Source organism: Oceanobacillus bengalensis, assembly GCF_003628445.1.
Classification (GTDB): Bacteria; Bacillota; Bacilli; order Bacillales; family Amphibacillaceae; genus Oceanobacillus; species Oceanobacillus bengalensis.
Window position 1 is genome coordinate 1 of record NZ_RBZO01000036.1, and the last position, 16,684, is coordinate 16,684.

A 16,684-nucleotide genomic window follows, 5' to 3' on the forward strand; every position below is an offset into this window, starting at 1 on the left:
TTCGGAGCGTTACCCCTTCATTTGATTCTTCAATATAATCCTTCAATTCCAAAAGGAATTGCCTAGCCTTTACCAGAGAAATGTTGCCATCCTCCATTTAAACTAGGAACATTTCGCACAAGAAACGTCAGCAATAGGTAAGCGTTTGAAGTTATCTCCAGCTTTTCCCCTGCTCCACACGGAGCGTGCTAGTTTCCCAGCACTCCGCGCTCCATCTATCGATATGTACTAAATTATAAGTTCCTAGTTACTCATTGATTAGAGATTAAAGGCTTGGCTCCATACCGCACTTTTCACGGTATTGGTTGATTTTCTGAACCATTGGTTCTGTAATACCAAGTTCTTTAATGAGTATGTCAATCGTCTTTGTGTTTGTTTGATGGATTAATTGGTGTATCCCTTTGTGGAGAATACGAAGATTATTGAATTTGTCGTTTCCTCCTAGATGTAACGGGACGTAATGGTGACAGTGAATCTCATTAGCAGATAGAAAAGTACCTGTGATTTCACATTTCCCCATTTTCATACTGTATCGACTTAATCGATTATCCATATATTCGACACTTCGTGACGGAAGTTTAGATTTCATTAATTTTGAAATCTCCTGCTGAATTTCTGAACGAATCGTTTTGTGTATTCTTTCTCTTCCCGCCTTTGTGAAGGTTGTAAGAGATTGACTGAAATTCATAGCGTTTCTCGTTTTCACATTAGCAAGAGGAAATAGATACACGTTCGAGATTTTAAATGTTTTGAAACCCAGACTGTAAAACTTTTTGTAAGTTGGTGGTGGGTTTGTAGGATGTTCATATTTTCCAACAGGTTTAAGACGATTGTATATAAATGCTCGCAACTCATAGGCAAGACGTGAAAACTCGATATTAACATGTGTTGCTCGATTAAAATAATTATGAATTCCTAAAACAAAACTGTTAAAAAGAAGCGCATTTTGAGCGGTAGGTGAGGCTTTAATTCTTTGAATATATTTTTTAGCTTCAACCTTGATTTTCCGCTTTTTATTGGCTTTTATACCTGTATGTGCTACTCTCTTTTTTCCTTTTCGATTCGCACGAATCGTGAATCCTAAAAATTCTGATTCTCGTTTTCGTAGATTTATAACTTGTGATTTTTCTGGAGAAATATCTAGTTTCAGACGTTGTTTTATATACAGTCTTACAGCATTAAACCATTTTTGGGCAGTCTTCCAATCACGACAAAGGATTTTAAAGTCGTCCGCATAGCGGACGAAGTAGCCCTCTTTTAGATTGGTTCGCTTTTTTGCATAGAGCTCACCTTCTCGTGTTTTGTAAGCTTTGTTTAGAGGGAAGAATTCCCACTGTTCAGATACCCAATGGTCTAAATCGTTAAGTACAATATTAGAAAGTAAGGTCGATAACAACCCACCTTGCGGTACGCCCTTAGTAGGTTTACCTTCGCCATCAATTTCCGCCTTTAGCATTTTGGAAATGCAAGCCAGGACCTGTCGGTCATGGATACCTATGTTCCATAGTTGCTTAATCAACAAAGTATGATTTATATTATCAAAAAATCCCTTGATATCTATATCAACAACATAATGAAGTGATGCTCGGTTTATAAGGAATTGTACCCTTGCCATTGCATGGTGTGTAGACCGAAGAGGTCTAAATCCATAACTATGTTTATAGAACTTTGCTTCTGCAATAGGTTCTAGAATTTGTTTAAAACACTGCTGTATAATTCGGTCTAAAATGCAGGGAATTCCTAGTGGTCTCCACTTACCATTGTCTTTTTCAATGAGTTTCCTTCTGACTTTTTTAGGCTGATATCGTTTCAACTTATTTTGAATTTCTTTTACAAGTTGGTCTTCAGATAGTTTTTTGATATCCTTTATGGTTTTCCCATCTGTACCAGCTGTTGTTGACCCTTTATTAGACTTAACGGTTCGATAGGACAACAAGATATTTTCTCTAGATGTAATAATATCGTATAAATGCGAAAAGGTTTCTTGTTTCGAAGATTTATCATATAAATCTGTAAAAGTTTCTGTCATGCCGTAGTAATCCCAATATCGTAAAGCTTGCACTGTGGCATCACTCCTCTTTGAGGTGATGTTCCCACGTTCCTACCCGATCGGTGCAATACACTTTTGGAAAATAATTATTCTATATCGTTAGACTTGGGGCTATTCCTCCACTCTCATTACAAGAGGTTCATCAGTCATGCCCCTACCCTCACAAGGATGAATGCACTTCGTTTTACCTTATAGCAACCGTTTAGGATGACAGTCCCTGTTGCAACGTTCCTTGTTTTCCAAGTCCCTTACAACCTAGCTATCCGTTCTAAAAACGTAGGTGTAACCTGTAAGCCTGTGAGCTGGATACCGCCGTTTGTTCGGTATAGCGTATTTCATATGGTGCATTCTTACTTTACACCACTCACACCATCGTTGGATGGTACATAGGTTTCCCTATGTTCAAACTTTAGACCCTTACATTCGGTTATTCGTCAGTTCTTTTGCAGTAGAACGATTCTCACCTTATCTAGTTTTTCAGCCGTGCGGCATATCCATTGGCATACCTTTTTCCGTAGGAATGGCTTCAGCCTCCGTTCTGCCGAATCTACCTGTACTTCAAACCCCTTGACCTGTCAGTCAAGACGCATGCAGGAGTATTGACGGGATGGTTTCAAGAAACATGGTTCTATCATTCCCATCCTTAGTTGAAAAGTTAAGATTAATCTTAGATAATCTTCTGTTTTTCACGTTTAGAACGCTTATAACAGAACTTGTCGAACGGCACCCGTTTGTTTAAGTACACTTTTTCATAATATCTTTTATAAAAAATAAAAAGTGGGTATCCAAAATATGTTTTGAAATACCCACTTTATTTTCTTTTTCTTCCTACTTTACAAGTCAAAAAATGATTTTAAGAATGATTAATTAAATGAGAATTTAATTTTTTTATAAACATTAAATCAATGTCAAACTGATAATAATCATCAAGTACAAGAACTACCCCTTCAACTACATTGAGTGCATTAAAATAGGCAAGATATAATTCTTCTTTATCTAATTTTGACGTAATTGAAGCATACTCACCATACGCCTTTTCTGAAAGGTCAGCTTCTAAGTTTTTTGTAGCGTTTAGCCAACGTTCTACATTTTTTTCACGAATCCTAATCAATTGTAAAACGTATTTTTGAGCATATGTTAGACATTCCGATGAACGTGCAGTTTCTCCTCTTTTTAAAACGTTCACACCCATAAGCCATGCGTTAACAAAGTTATTAAAAGCAAAATTGACATTCTCATTTGTCATTCTTTCCGGTCCTTCACCCTTTAGATAATCTAAACATCCTTTTAATTTACCTGTTATATCGTAAATAAACATGGATTCTGTGTCAGGGAAAACGCCTGTGTCTTTAAATGTCTTAATAACTTCAATCTCAGATTCTGGCTGAAAATGAAATTCTCCTCTAATTAAATTGGAAAAAACGACAACTTCAGATCCAAATTCGTTAAAAAAGAGTAAATCATATGGAGCAATATCTCTAATCCAGTCGGAAGATTCAAATTGTCCAATTTCCGTATTCTTTAAAAAGACATAAAACTCAACATCCGAGTATTGGTCTCCTTCACCTTTTGTAAACGAACCATACATCATACATGCAGAAATACGAGGGTCTTTCTCACATTTCTCTTTAATTATATTAATTATTTTTTCCTGTAATAGCATATACAAAATAACCTCCTAAGTTTTTTAAATTAGAGAGACTTTTGCATATCTACCACTGGACAACATGAGCAACACATATCTAATGCTCCTTTCATTTACAACCAATTAATCATATCAAAATTATTAACATGCGACAAGTATACATATCTTTGACTACTCCCCTTACTTATTGAAGTAACTGGTGCCCTATAGTTTAAGTACAATCCTTCACAAAATCTATATTTACTTTAACATAAGTATCTATTTAGCCTGTTAATTACTTAGGTTTTAACATATAATTTGGTAAGTATTTTAGCATATGACTTTTATTAATGATAAGAATTTACGACTACTTGTTAATTCGGATGCTATTTACGATGTTACTTTGCATTTTCCCTCCCATAATCAGTAGTGATTTACCAATAAAAATTAGCAGTACAATTTATATGCGAATTGAACTGCTAAAAGCATTGCTATTTAAGTTTTGTAATCTTAGACCTAACCCGTTACCAAATTACATGCAAAGGTTTTTTGTATATACAAGAGGCGCCATAACTTATGAATATATTTTATTGGTCAACTACTGATCCATCTTTGTGCAATCTTGTATAAATTTCTCTACGCTCATATGGATATTTTCCTTCAATACCTTCAACTAGATCAATACCAATCCCAACTTGTTCTGGGACATCAATAAACCCATCATTAACGTTAGGTACCCATGTCACCATATCACTTTGTTTAAAGCTTGTGTTTTTCACTGTTTGAGCACTCGTAAACTTTTCGGTTGCTGATACCGTATCATGATTAGGTAGTTCTAGAATTGCTACATTTTCTATTGCAGTTGCTACTTGTATACACGCTGCAGTACTAACAGGGCTTAAAGGGTTATGTGGAACAATTTGAACGCCATGTGCTTCAGCAATTGCGGCTATTTTCTTCGTACCTGTAATTCCCCCACATAAACATACACTCGTTCTTGCGTAGGACATTGCATTTCTTGATAGAAGCATTTCAAATTCTTGAATCGTATGAATGCGCTCACCAGTTGCAATCGGGACATTAGACTTACTTGCAACAAGCGCCATGGAATCAAAGTTATCTGGAATAACAGGATCCTCTAAAAAGAAAGGATGATACTTTTCAACAGCTTTTGCAAATGCTATCGCTTCACCGGGCTTCAATCTGCGGTGTAGTTCTAAACAAAGATCCACATCATCCCCTACTGCCTCACGGATCATTCTAACTCGCTCTACAGCATCCTTTATCATTTTTGCATATGGTACAAAGTAAGGGGTACTCCTCGGTTCATCCAAAAACGGTGACAAGTGACCAATCGCATTAAACCCCAACTCTTTTGCTTTCACGCAGTTTTCTACAAGTTCCTCTGTTGTCTCCCCGTGCACATGGTAGTATGTTCTTATCTTATCCCGACATTTTCCGCCTAGTAGGGTGTAGGTTGGTACGTTAAACCATTTACCCGCAATATCCCATAAGGCAATATCTATTGCACTAATTGCTCCCATGATGGCAGCACCTCTAAAATGATAGGAACGGTACATGTACTGCCAATGATGCTCAATTTGTAAAGGATCCTTACCGATTAAATACGTCTTAAAGGATTTCACTGCCTCTGCTGATGCGTCTAAGAAACCCCATGCCCCAGATTCTCCTAACCCTACTAACCCTTCATCAGTAAAAATCTTTACATATAAAAATCGGTTTACAGGTATCACTTTAACATCCGTTATCTTCATAAAATCCCCTCCTCATACTATAACTAGTGATTAATTATTCCTACTAGCCTTAACTAACCGGAATAATTGATTGGTCGTAAATCTTAAGTTATTAAAGGTCCTATCAGAATCCATTGCTTTTTCTAATGTCATTGGCGAAGTTAAAATAGAGAAACACGCAGTCATCCCGCGTTCATTTAACTTAAATTGTTCTTGGTTTACTCCACCAGCTAATGCCACTACAGGAATCTGATGTTTTTCAGCTAATTGGGCAACACCCATCGGCGCTTTCCCCATTGATGTTTGACCGTCAAGCATTCCTTCACCAGTTATAACAAAGTCAACATCCTCTAGCTTCTCTTCCATCTGAATCACATCAAGTACAAGCTCTACCCCTGACTGTAATTCTCCATTTAGAAAACCTTTAAACGCTGCACCTAAGCCCCCTGCAGCACCTGCACCTGGGCTAGAGTGTATATCTAAATTTAGTTTTTCGAAAACTTTATTTGCAAAATGCCTGAGCCCCTCATCTAACGCCTTGACCATGTCATCTGTTGCACCTTTTTGTGGACCATATATATAAGCTGCTCCATTTTCCCCATATAGTGGATTTGTCACATCACATGCAACATCAAACGTACAATCTTTTACTAATGGGTGAACATCCTCAAGATTAATTTCCACAATATTGTGAAGTGCTCTTCCACCGAATTCGACTTCTTTGCCTTCACTGTCTAAAAAATGGAAACCTAAAGCCTGTAACATACCAACTCCAGCATCATTTGTCGCACTTCCACCTAAACCAATAATAAAGTGACGACAACCTTTTTCGATTGCATCGATAATAAGCTCGCCTACACCATATGTTGTTGCACGAAGCGGATTCAGATTCTCTTTCGGAATAAGTGGAAGACCGCAAGCGGCAGCTACTTCTATCATTGCTGTCTTTCCATCTCCAGAAATCCCGTAACCTGCACTTACCTTTTTATGTAGTGGTCCTGTAACTTCCTTTTCGATCCATTTTCCATTCGTTGCATGGATTAATGCTTCAACCGTCCCTTCTCCTCCATCTGCCAATGGTAACGTTATTATATCTGCATTTTTATAAACATCTCGAACACCTAAAGCGATTGCATTACTACCTTCTATCGATGAAATACTACCTTTAAAAGAGTCAATGGCAATGATCACTTTCACAACAAACACTCCTTAAACAATGATAGTGAAAACAAAGTAAGCAGAAACACCTACAATGTTTTCACTCCAATTTTTTTTATATTCTCCGGAGGAAGCAGGAGAACCGTCCCTGTGCTACATTAGAAAAGGAGCGATAATAGACAGAATGACTAACATAATTGCTCCACCAATTCTTGATGAAATTTGTAAGAATGGCATTAAGTTCATTCGTCCAGCAGCACTTAATACTGCAACATCTCCTGAACCACCCATATCCGCCATACCCAGCCCTGCAGCAATGGAAGATTCAACGAAATAGAATCCAACCAATAAACCGAAGAATCCAGCAGCTAATGTAGCAACAATTACAGTAAGTACTGTTAAACTAATATAACTTGGGTTTGTTACAATTTCGATTACACTTGTGAAATCAATCATTCCTGCACTAATTGCAACCAAAATCGCAGGAACCCATGCTTTCGTAATTAAATCATACCAGTCTTCAGCAGCTTTTTCGATATAAGATGGTAAAACATTAAATATCTTCAATGCCGCTGCACCTAATATGATCCAAACATAAGAATGAAATTGTGGAATTAATTCAGCAAGAACTTTACCGAATACGAAAATGGTAGTAGCTACGATAATTCCAATAATTAAACTATTTACAGTAAAAGGATATGATGATTGATTGCTCTTCATATTAACATTTTGACCATTCGTCCGTAGCATCTCCCCATCACCAGAGAATTTTTTTGGTCTGTTTTTTCGCTTACCGAGTCCATTTAATGCTCCTGCCACTAAAATACAAACCATATTACCAACCATTACAGCTGGTGCAATTTGGGCTAATATTGCTCCAGCATCACCACCACCTGCAGATGAAAAGATTTCAGCCATTGGAACAGCACCTGCCGCCATTCCACCACCCATTATGGGGCCAACAACGAAGAAAATGGTTTCTCTAAATCCAAATCCGATTAATTGCCCTACTAATCCGCCAATAACCAATGCAGACACAATCGCACCTAAAAGCGGAACAAAGAAGCGAACACCAATTTTCATCAGCATTTTGCGATCCATACTTAAAATACTACCAACAATAATCCCTGTTACAGCAAAATCAGAAAAGCCGATATCGTTATAAAACGTATCTGTTAGAGCACCGACACTTTCTGGTAAAATACCCCAGTATAGGAACAAGGCTGGAATTAGAATACAAAGGATTGGACCACCACCAAATGTATTAAAAACTGGAATCTGATCCCCCACCCACATTAAGAAAAGCCCAAAGGCCATTGTGACAATTAAACCACTAGCGAAGTTTACTGGAAGGATTTCCATGTAAATTCCTATCAGTAAAACAACTAATATCGCTAAATAAATTGGTCCCTGAATACCCGCAATTTGAAACTTAGACTTTGAATGTAATGCTTGATTTTCTACAATATTTTCCTGTTTCGGCTGACCCATGTTAACACCCCTTTTGTTAAATTGAAATCATTTATCAGTAAGCGTTTGCAATCGTGGTTTTTTATATGAATCTATCCGTATCGGATAGATTCATATCACTTTTTCTCCCATTCTATAACTATGCCCTTTGTTTTAAGCGATTGATAATCTCGTCTGTCACTTCTTTTGTTGAATGTTTTCCTCCGATGTCAGGTGTTAAGATACCGTCGTTTGATACACTTTCAACCACATCCAATAATAGCGTGCCAAGTTCTGTTTCATCAAAATGGTCTAACATCATTTTTGCTGTCCATATTTGACCAATTGGGTTGGCAATTCCTTTTCCAATGATGTCAGGTGCCGAGCCATGAACTGGTTCAAACATGGAAGGATATTTCCCGTTGACATTAATATTTGCTGCGGGTGCAATTCCCACACTCCCCATTATTGCAGCACCAATATCAGTAAGTACATCACCAAACAAATTACTTGCCACAATAACATCAAATCGTTCTGGATGTGTAACGAAGAATGCTGCTAATGCATCAATATGTTGTGAGTCAGTTGAAATTGCAGGATAGTCTTTTGCTACCTCTTTAAAGACCTCATCCCAGAATGGCATCGAATGAACAATCCCATTTGACTTCGTTGCACTTGTTACATGTTTCTTCCGTTTGGACGCTAATTCAAATGCATAACGCATCGCCCGTTCTGAACCTTTTCTAGAAAAGATGCTATTTTGAATGGCTAGTTCATCTTCCCCTTGATAGATCCTTCCACCAACCTCACTATACTCACCTTCACTATTTTCGCGTACAACGATTAAATCGAAGTCTTTCGGATGAACGAGTGGTGATCTCACACCAGGAATAACTTTCGCAGGTCGAATGTTAATAACCTGTTCAAATTCACGGCGAATCTTAATTAAGAGCCCCCATAAAGAAATATGATCTGGAACAAGTTTAACGTTCCCAACTGCACCTAAAAAGATAGAATCAAAGTCTTTAAGTTTTTCAAGTCCTTCATCAGGCATCATTACGCCATGTTCTAAGTAATATTCACAGCTATAAGGAAAGTCTGTAAAGGCAAAGGATAAACCACCATGAATTTCTGATACCGTTTTCAAAACTTCGATGGCTGCAGGAACAACCTCTGTTCCAATTCCATCTCCAGGTATTGTTGCGATTTTTAATGTTTTCATCTGTAATACCCCCTAAATATATGTATTTTTCAACACAGTCGTTAGTCGACCGTCTAACTATTTCATATAATACAATATTTTCAGTTTCTTAGCAATACTTTATTTATAAAAAAAATAAGCTAGACTTCCAATACGGGAATCTAGCTTATTTTTATCGATTCGTTAGAAATGTATCGTTATTAGCGATAACTTGAAGTAAATGCGCTACGTCAAGTTCCAAATGTTTAATCATCTCATTCGCTGCTTTTTCCTCTTCTCTTTGTTTGATCAACGTATAAATACCACGATGTTGTTCCAATATTTCCTCCGCTCGTCGTTCACCTTTAAAATTCAATACCCGAAAATAGTTGATTAGTCCCTTTAAATCATTGACCTGTTTTTGCAGGCGATCATTTTTTGTGAAAGTAAGAATGAAACGATGAAACTGTTCATTCAAGTTTATAATCGTATTCGAATCTTTCTTTGCTTTGATAGCTTCTTCCGTTGCTTGTAATGTCTGTTGAATTTCTTCTAATTCCGAATCACTTGCAAGCTTTGTAACTAGCTTTACCGCAAATGATTCAAGAGCCATTCGACAGTAGTAAATCTCCTCAACATCTTTTAATGTAGGCTTGTATACAACGACTTTACCGTTTTCTATTACTAATAACCCTTCTTTTTCTAACAATCGAACGGCTTCACGTATCGGGCTCTTACTTACATTAAATTCCTTCGCTAACTGGGTTTCATTAATTCTTTCTCCAGGTAGGTATTTCCCATCAAAAATCATCTTTTTAATCATGTGATAAAACTGTATGTAATATGGTTCTTGCTTCTCTAATGATAACCCCTTCATTGTTATAACCTCATTTCTCTATATCTCATCCTGTAATGTTAATACCCTCTTCTCCCACTATATAGAGGCATTAAGAATTTTTCAATCAAATAGTTAGATTTAATAAAACCAATTGTGTTTTGATAATTCGTTTTCCGTAAAATCACATACGATATCGGGATAATAGCCAATTTTGGCTGCTTTATGATAGTAGTACAAGCAAGCCTATATTCTTCTCAATAACATATACAAAACGAAAAAGGAGGATAATCATGTATGAGGACCAATTCTTTATGGCTGAGTTAGCAGGTAGCCAGGAAGCTCCACCAGTTCATACAGATGCTGATGGTACTGCTTTATTTCACATAAATAAAAGAGAAAAAAATATTCGTTTCAGGCTTGATGTCACTGTCCACGCGATGAAAGAAGCAAATATTGAGTTAGGAAGTAGACGTATTTCAGGTCCAACTGTAGTAAAATTGTTAGAAATCAATTCAGACGAATACAACGACGGTTTAGAAGGACTTATTCGAGAGGCTGATTTTGTTGGCCCATTAAAAGGAAAGAGTATAACTGATTTCGTTGATTTGATGATGTCCGGCAAGACTTATGTAAATGTTCATACGAAAATGTATCCTAATGGAGAGATTCGAGGACAAATTAGATATTAACGATTTCCTTTTATTAAAACGCAAAAAGGCAAGCACGATTAGCGTGGCTTGCCTTTTATCTATGTGATTCCTATTAATTATCCGCGTCTACCGCCTCTACCGCCTCGTTTTGATTCGGTACTGCGTTTAAGGGTAGATAAGTTTTCCTCACTAGCCTTTAAGAAACTAGCAATTTTATCTTCAAAACTTTCCTTTGGTTTGAAATTACCTTTTGAACGAAAGTCCTTAGATTTCCTGGTATCCCTACCCTGGCGTGGGCGCTGGGAATATCCTTCAGGTCGATCAATCGCCTTTTTAATGGATAAGGCAATTTTACCTTCCTTCTCACTAATTACTTTTACTTCGACTTCATCGCCTAGCTTAAGATGATCATTAACATCTTTCACATAGCTATCAGCAACTTCACTGATATGCACAAGACCTGTTTTGCCTTCTGGCAATTCTACAAATGCTCCAAAATTAGTGATACCTGTTACTTTACCTTTAACTTTACTACCAATTTCAATTGACAAAAAAAAGTTCCCCCTCAAATATTATCGAGTTAATTGTACCAAGAATAGCGAAGAATATCAATAGCTATCCTCTACGTGATAGGCATTGTTTGTAAAATACACCTGTAATTTGTAATTTTTTGCTTTTATCTGGGGGTGAAACCACTACGATATGTTTTTGTTAATGGCATTTCCTAATAAATTGTTGTACAAAGCATAAAAAGCAACAAACATTACGAAAACAGCCTTGTTAATCAATCATTACGTCAATAATTTGATCAAATAAAATTTTTTTACGTTCACTATTTTCTAACACGATATATTTATTTACAATGTCGATTTTCTCCAGCTTACCTTGTATCATATGGAAATCATAGGCTTCATAATATTTTATCTCAACCGTTAGATTGTTATGAATTGCTAATTGTAACTTCGAATTCATCTCATTTAATTGCTGCATATCTAAATTAGGCTTTTCTTTGTATTCTTTTTCTTTCCACATCTGATTCAACAAATGAATATGCTCTGGCATCATCATGGCCGTCCATTTTTTTGTTCCTCTGTCATTCACCAAATCCATCACTTACCTCTCAGGTTAGAACATTCGTTCCAATTTTAGCATGGAAGAGAAAAATTATCAAGGGGGTGACGAGCACCACACGGATATATCGATATTTATCGAAAACCGAACAGTGACAGGCACCTCTTAATGGCGTATGTGCTTCATGCCTTCTCGAATACTTAGCTTGGCTAGTTCATTATTTCTGATAAAGTACTTCACAGATTCTGGATTGGTCTTTGAATATTCTCTTAATGCCCAACCAATCGCCTTTTGGATGAAAAACTCGTTACTTGTTGCATGATGCAAGATATACCGGTACAATAACTTCTCGTCTGTATGTTCTTTATACTTTAACTGAAATAAGATGGCAGTACGCTGTAACCACAATACATCACAATATGCCCAACCTTCAATCGTCTCAGCAACTACTTCTGGTTGCTCTTTTGCTATTTTTCCGACGGATTTTGTAGCAAGTGTATCCACCGTGTCCCACCAAGATTTCGTCGTAATTAACGTCTCCATTAATGGTAAATGTTCTTTACTTAACTTCTTGTTCATTCGGTCCAGATAATCCAGTGCAGCGTTTTGAAATTCCCGCTCATCTTTCTTCCATAAAGCTAACACGAAATCAGGCTGCAAAGGCTCCTTTAAAATTTCTGTTTCCTGATAGAACTGCCTCATTAATTCCCTTCTTTTCGGTGTCTTCATACCAATGAAGGGAAACTGATTTCGCATATACTTATCCATTGAAATCGCATTTTTCGCGTTTCGATTTTCTTCAAACAATGCAACAAGAATTTCTACATAATCCAGCACACGCTTCCCCATCAAAACAAATTCATACTCAAGTAGCGCTCACCCGTGTCTGGAGCTAAGCAAACTACTTTTCTGCCTTTACCTAGGTGTTTTGCTACTTCTATCGCTGCATATACAGCAGCAGCACCCGAGGGACCTATAAACACACCTTCTGTCCGTGCTAACAAACGCAACATCGACAGTGCATCATCATCCGCTATCTGGATAATTTCATCATATACATTCGTGTTTAAAATCGATGGAACAAACCCTGGACTTGTACCGACAAGCTTATGTTTCCCTGGTTGCCCGCCCGATAAGACGGGGGACCCTTTTGGCTCCACAACAGCAATATGCAAATTGGATAGTGATTCTTTTAACGTCTCACCCGTCCCAGTAACCGTACCACCAGTACCCGCAGTACAGACGAAAGCATCCAAATCCCCATCCATCTGCTCCAATATCTCGAGCGCTGTTGTTGTACGATGAATATCTGGATTAGCTGTATTTTCAAACTGCTGTGGGATAAAACTACCTGGAATCTTCTCCTGTAATTCCAATGCCTTTTTAATACATCCAGGCATTTTTTCTTCACTCGGTGTTAATATGATTTCCGCACCATACGCCTTTAAAATACTTCTCCTCTCCATCGTGCTATTATCAGGCATAACTAAAATTGCCTTATACCCTCTAGCAGCCGCATTCATCGCAAGCCCAATACCAGTGTTTCCGCTCGTCGGTTCAATAATTGTATCACCTGGTTTAATGAGCCCCTCTTCTTCCGCTTTTACAATCATATTAAATGCTGCACGATCTTTTACACTTTTACTCGGATTAAACATTTCTAATTTCACATAGACTTCTGCTGCATCATCTGGTACAACTTTATTTAGTCTGACTATTGGTGTTTCTCCGATTAGATCAGATATATTATCAACTACTCGCATTCTATTCCCTACTTTCTAACTAAACGATTATCTATCGCAATATCTGGATTGATTTCCAGCAATTTTTCAATGAATACCTGTTGGTTCTCAGGTGAAATCGTTACTTGATCGTATTTACTCGCACAGTTAATTTGAATTCTTTCCAACGATAATGCTGGTGAACTAAAGGGTAGCTTTGATTTTACAACTTGTTGAATATCTTGTATATGTACGGTTTGTTTGATTGGTCCGTAGCGAACTTTAATATGATGATCCTCTATCAAGTACCCTGTTCTAAACCAAAACCATAGTAAAAATACTCCGACAACGAGCATGACAAAAAGTGTAATAACTTGTCCTTTTATTAGTGGCACACCAACGCCCAAGAGCACAATGCCCCATACGATAAGAGAGATCCATTTATCTCGTTTGGAAGGGAAATACATATGTTTTATTCCTCCATCATTAATAATAATCCCAATTATATAGCTATTTTTTATCTATTTCCATTATTTACTTCTCTTGTATAATCTCCCACTACGAAACAAATCTTAATACTATGCAACACTTACAAGGAGGAGAAAAATGAAGGCCGTAACATACCAAAGTAAATATAATGTTCGTGTTACAAAGGTTGCCGACCCTGTGATCAAACAACCCGAGGATATCATTATTAAGGTAACTTCTACTGCAATATGTGGATCAGACCTGCACTTATATCAAGGAAATATGCCGATTCCTAAGGATTACATTATTGGCCATGAACCAATGGGGATTGTTGAAGAGGTAGGTCCAGATGTTACGAAAGTAAAAAAAGGTGATCGTGTAGTCATTCCTTTTACCGTTGCCTGTGGCAATTGTACGTATTGTAATCAACATATCGAGAGTCAATGTGACAATTCGAATCCCCACTATGATTCAGGGGGATATTTTGGATACACGGAGAAATTTGGAAATTATCCGGGTGGCCAAGCGGAATACCTACGTGTTCCTTATGGGAATTCTACCCCATTTGTTATCCCAGAAGATTGTGAGTTAGAGGATGAGAAATTACTATTTCTTTCGGACGTCCTTCCTACCGCTTACTGGAGCGTAGAAAATGCTGGTGTAAAAAAAGGCGACACCGTTATCGTACTTGGTTGTGGCCCCATCGGTTTAATGACACAGAAGTTTGCATGGCAAAAAGGTGCCGAAAGAGTAATCGCAGTGGATTATATTGATTACAGACTAGACCACTCCAAGAACGTCAATAAAACCGAAATAGTTGATTTCACGAAAGATGATGATATGGGAGAAACACTCAAGGAGATTACCAAAGGCGGAGCAGATGTTGTCATTGATTGTGTTGGAATGGATGGTAAAAAATCACCATTAGAATTCGTTGAACAAAAGTTAAAACTTCAAGGTGGAACAATTGGGCCACTTCAAATCGCGACAAAAGCAGTTAGGAAAGCTGGAACCTTTCAAATTACCGGTGTATATGGTGGGTTATACAATATGTTTCCACTCGGACCCTTTTTCACTCGAAATATTACACTGAAAATGGGACAAGCCCCAGCACGTAGTTACATGCCAGAGCTCTATCAGCAAATTGTAAAGGGAGAAATTGACCCCACCGATATTATTACACATACCCTTCCACTAGAAAAAGCTGAAAAAGGCTATAAACTATTTCAAGGAAAAAAAGATAATTGTATAAAAGTCGTCCTTAAACCGTGAAACAATAAGCTTAGATTTAGCTAATCTAGGCTTTCTTCTAATGCAATAACTAGAATGTTTCGTTTCCTTCTACCTTTATTTCCTCTTCTCCAGTATCGTCTTCATGGTAATAGAGCTTTTTATTTGGCTTCAATACGAAAAACGAAAATATGAAAGACGACAGCAACATAACAAGTGCCAATGTAGCGATTGTAAGTCGTAGTGAAACAATATCCGCTACAACCCCTATTGCCAGAATAAATGCTACCTGAATGGTACTTTGGATTAACTGGTAAATGCTTGTTACTCTTCCCATTATTTCCACAGGGACATTATTTTGATAGAATGTCATCATACCTGCATTTAGGAGCACATTAAAGAAGCCTAAAATGACAAAACCAACAACAATGGATGCAAAAGACCATGAAAATGCATAAATAACATAACCGATCGTCATCATCATTAGGCCAATGGCAATCATATATCGAATGGAGAATTTATTTGCAAAAACGGACAGTAATGTAGCTCCTACAACAGAACCAATTCCAGTAATACTTATTAACAAGCTATATTCCATTTCAGAAAGTCCAACTACCTGCTGTGTAAATACGACTTCTTGCGCATCCATGGCAAAGGAAAAAATCAGAATCAGAATGAATACGAAATAAATATACGATACATATTTATTATTGGACATGAACTTTTGAACGACCGAAAAATCTCGAACAACTTGTGAAAAAGTCAATGTAGGAAGCGTTCCTTTTTCAATGTTTTCTTTTTCGGGCAGAAACAATAACAGAATTGCTGGGATCACGAAGAATAAAGCATTAAGCCATAATGTTGCCTCAACAGAAGTTAACAGGATAAGCGTCCCCCCGATTGCAGGTCCGATAATAAATGCTCCAGAACTCGCAAATGAACGTATCGAGTTAAACCGCTTTCTTTTCCCTTTTGGAACAAGCATGGTAACATACGTCATGGATGATGGATTAAAAAAGGAATTTGCTACACTTAAAATAACTAGAATCCCGTAAATTGTTATCATATTAGGCGCAAATGGAATCAAACAGATGAACATAGCTCTAACGATGTAGGTTATCATCATTACTTTTCTCTTACTTCGATAATCAATGTAACTTCCTGTCCAGAACTTTGTAACAATATTTGTTAAAGGTCCGATGATCCAAAGTGCTGCAACAGCAGCTGCTGAACCTGTAAGTTGATAGACGATAATATTAATTGCAACCAAATAAATAAAGTCTCCTATACTTGAAATTCCAATTGAAAACAATAATATCGTTGGATCTCTCCATTGGTTCGCATTTTTATTCATACAATATCTCCCTAGTCAATCAAAATATCACATTCCTTAACAATACGATATATCTATTTTAACATAAATATTCAGAATACATTTTGTTATACAAAAAAACTAGAGACCAAATATTTATCACTTTGGCCTCTAGTTTT

General features: G+C 37.1%; 15 protein-coding genes. 2 read left to right on the forward strand and 13 right to left on the reverse strand.

Translation table 11 applies throughout. From position 1 onward, the window contains the following. Window positions 1-265 precede the first annotated feature (265 nt). The 7 genes from ltrA to D8M05_RS17140 form a co-directional block, all read right to left on the reverse strand. Window positions 266-2,062: a group II intron reverse transcriptase/maturase gene (gene ltrA, locus D8M05_RS17110; RefSeq protein ID WP_121133989.1), complete on the reverse strand. Its 1,797-nt coding sequence runs from the start codon at window positions 2,060-2,062 to the stop codon at window positions 266-268. Window positions 2,063-2,903: 841 nt separating this feature from the next. Further along, the gene (locus D8M05_RS17115) at window positions 2,904-3,713 is read right to left on the reverse strand and encodes a nucleotidyltransferase domain-containing protein (protein WP_121133991.1); all 810 of its coding nucleotides are present in this window, start codon (window positions 3,711-3,713) and stop codon (window positions 2,904-2,906) included. A gap of 548 nt (window positions 3,714-4,261) precedes the next feature. Continuing rightward, window positions 4,262-5,449, reverse strand: a complete 1,188-nt coding sequence (locus tag D8M05_RS17120; protein ID WP_121133993.1) for a mandelate racemase/muconate lactonizing enzyme family protein — start codon at window positions 5,447-5,449, stop codon at window positions 4,262-4,264. Between the two features lie 30 nt (window positions 5,450-5,479). Further along, window positions 5,480-6,625: a glycerate kinase gene (locus D8M05_RS17125; RefSeq protein WP_121133995.1), complete on the reverse strand. Its 1,146-nt coding sequence runs from the start codon at window positions 6,623-6,625 to the stop codon at window positions 5,480-5,482. A 114-nt stretch (window positions 6,626-6,739) separates the two neighbouring features. Further along, window positions 6,740-8,077 carry a 2-hydroxycarboxylate transporter family protein gene (locus tag D8M05_RS17130; RefSeq protein WP_121133996.1) on the reverse strand — a complete coding sequence of 446 codons (1,338 nt, stop codon included), beginning with the start codon at window positions 8,075-8,077 and terminating at the stop codon, window positions 6,740-6,742. A 118-nt stretch (window positions 8,078-8,195) separates the two neighbouring features. Continuing rightward, window positions 8,196-9,257: a tartrate dehydrogenase gene (locus D8M05_RS17135; protein WP_121133998.1), complete on the reverse strand. Its 1,062-nt coding sequence runs from the start codon at window positions 9,255-9,257 to the stop codon at window positions 8,196-8,198. Window positions 9,258-9,408: 151 nt separating this feature from the next. Continuing rightward, on the reverse strand, window positions 9,409-10,092 hold the full coding sequence (locus D8M05_RS17140) for a GntR family transcriptional regulator (RefSeq protein WP_121134000.1): 684 nt from the start codon (window positions 10,090-10,092) through the stop codon (window positions 9,409-9,411). 251 nt (window positions 10,093-10,343) lie between these two features. Between D8M05_RS17140 and D8M05_RS17145 the strand changes: the two genes are divergently transcribed. Continuing rightward, window positions 10,344-10,742 carry a CHRD domain-containing protein gene (locus D8M05_RS17145; protein WP_121134001.1) on the forward strand — a complete coding sequence of 133 codons (399 nt, stop codon included), beginning with the start codon at window positions 10,344-10,346 and terminating at the stop codon, window positions 10,740-10,742. Between the two features lie 77 nt (window positions 10,743-10,819). Here D8M05_RS17145 and D8M05_RS17150 read toward each other — a convergent pair whose 3' ends face one another. The 5 genes from D8M05_RS17150 to D8M05_RS17170 form a co-directional block, all read right to left on the reverse strand. Next, a complete protein-coding gene (locus D8M05_RS17150; protein ID WP_121134003.1) occupies window positions 10,820-11,254 on the reverse strand; it encodes a S1 domain-containing RNA-binding protein in 435 nt (144 codons plus the stop codon). Between the two features lie 229 nt (window positions 11,255-11,483). Beyond that, a complete protein-coding gene (locus tag D8M05_RS17155; protein WP_121134005.1) occupies window positions 11,484-11,813 on the reverse strand; it encodes a YolD-like family protein in 330 nt (109 codons plus the stop codon). Window positions 11,814-11,939: 126 nt separating this feature from the next. Further along, the gene (locus D8M05_RS17160; RefSeq protein ID WP_379543414.1) at window positions 11,940-12,611 is read right to left on the reverse strand and encodes a DNA alkylation repair protein; all 672 of its coding nucleotides are present in this window, start codon (window positions 12,609-12,611) and stop codon (window positions 11,940-11,942) included. A gap of 11 nt (window positions 12,612-12,622) precedes the next feature. Beyond that, window positions 12,623-13,537 carry a cysteine synthase A gene (gene cysK, locus D8M05_RS17165; protein WP_121134007.1) on the reverse strand — a complete coding sequence of 305 codons (915 nt, stop codon included), beginning with the start codon at window positions 13,535-13,537 and terminating at the stop codon, window positions 12,623-12,625. A gap of 8 nt (window positions 13,538-13,545) precedes the next feature. Continuing rightward, a complete protein-coding gene (locus D8M05_RS17170; RefSeq protein WP_121134009.1) occupies window positions 13,546-13,962 on the reverse strand; it encodes a PH domain-containing protein in 417 nt (138 codons plus the stop codon). A 139-nt stretch (window positions 13,963-14,101) separates the two neighbouring features. On the opposite strand from D8M05_RS17170, the gene D8M05_RS17175 reads away from it, so the two are divergent. Beyond that, entirely contained in the window at window positions 14,102-15,235 is a 1,134-nt protein-coding gene (locus tag D8M05_RS17175; RefSeq protein WP_121134011.1) for a zinc-dependent alcohol dehydrogenase, read from the forward strand. Between the two features lie 49 nt (window positions 15,236-15,284). On the opposite strand, the gene D8M05_RS17180 is transcribed toward D8M05_RS17175, so the two are convergent. Continuing rightward, on the reverse strand, window positions 15,285-16,547 hold the full coding sequence (locus D8M05_RS17180; RefSeq protein WP_121134013.1) for an MFS transporter: 1,263 nt from the start codon (window positions 16,545-16,547) through the stop codon (window positions 15,285-15,287). Window positions 16,548-16,684: the final 137 nt, after the last annotated feature.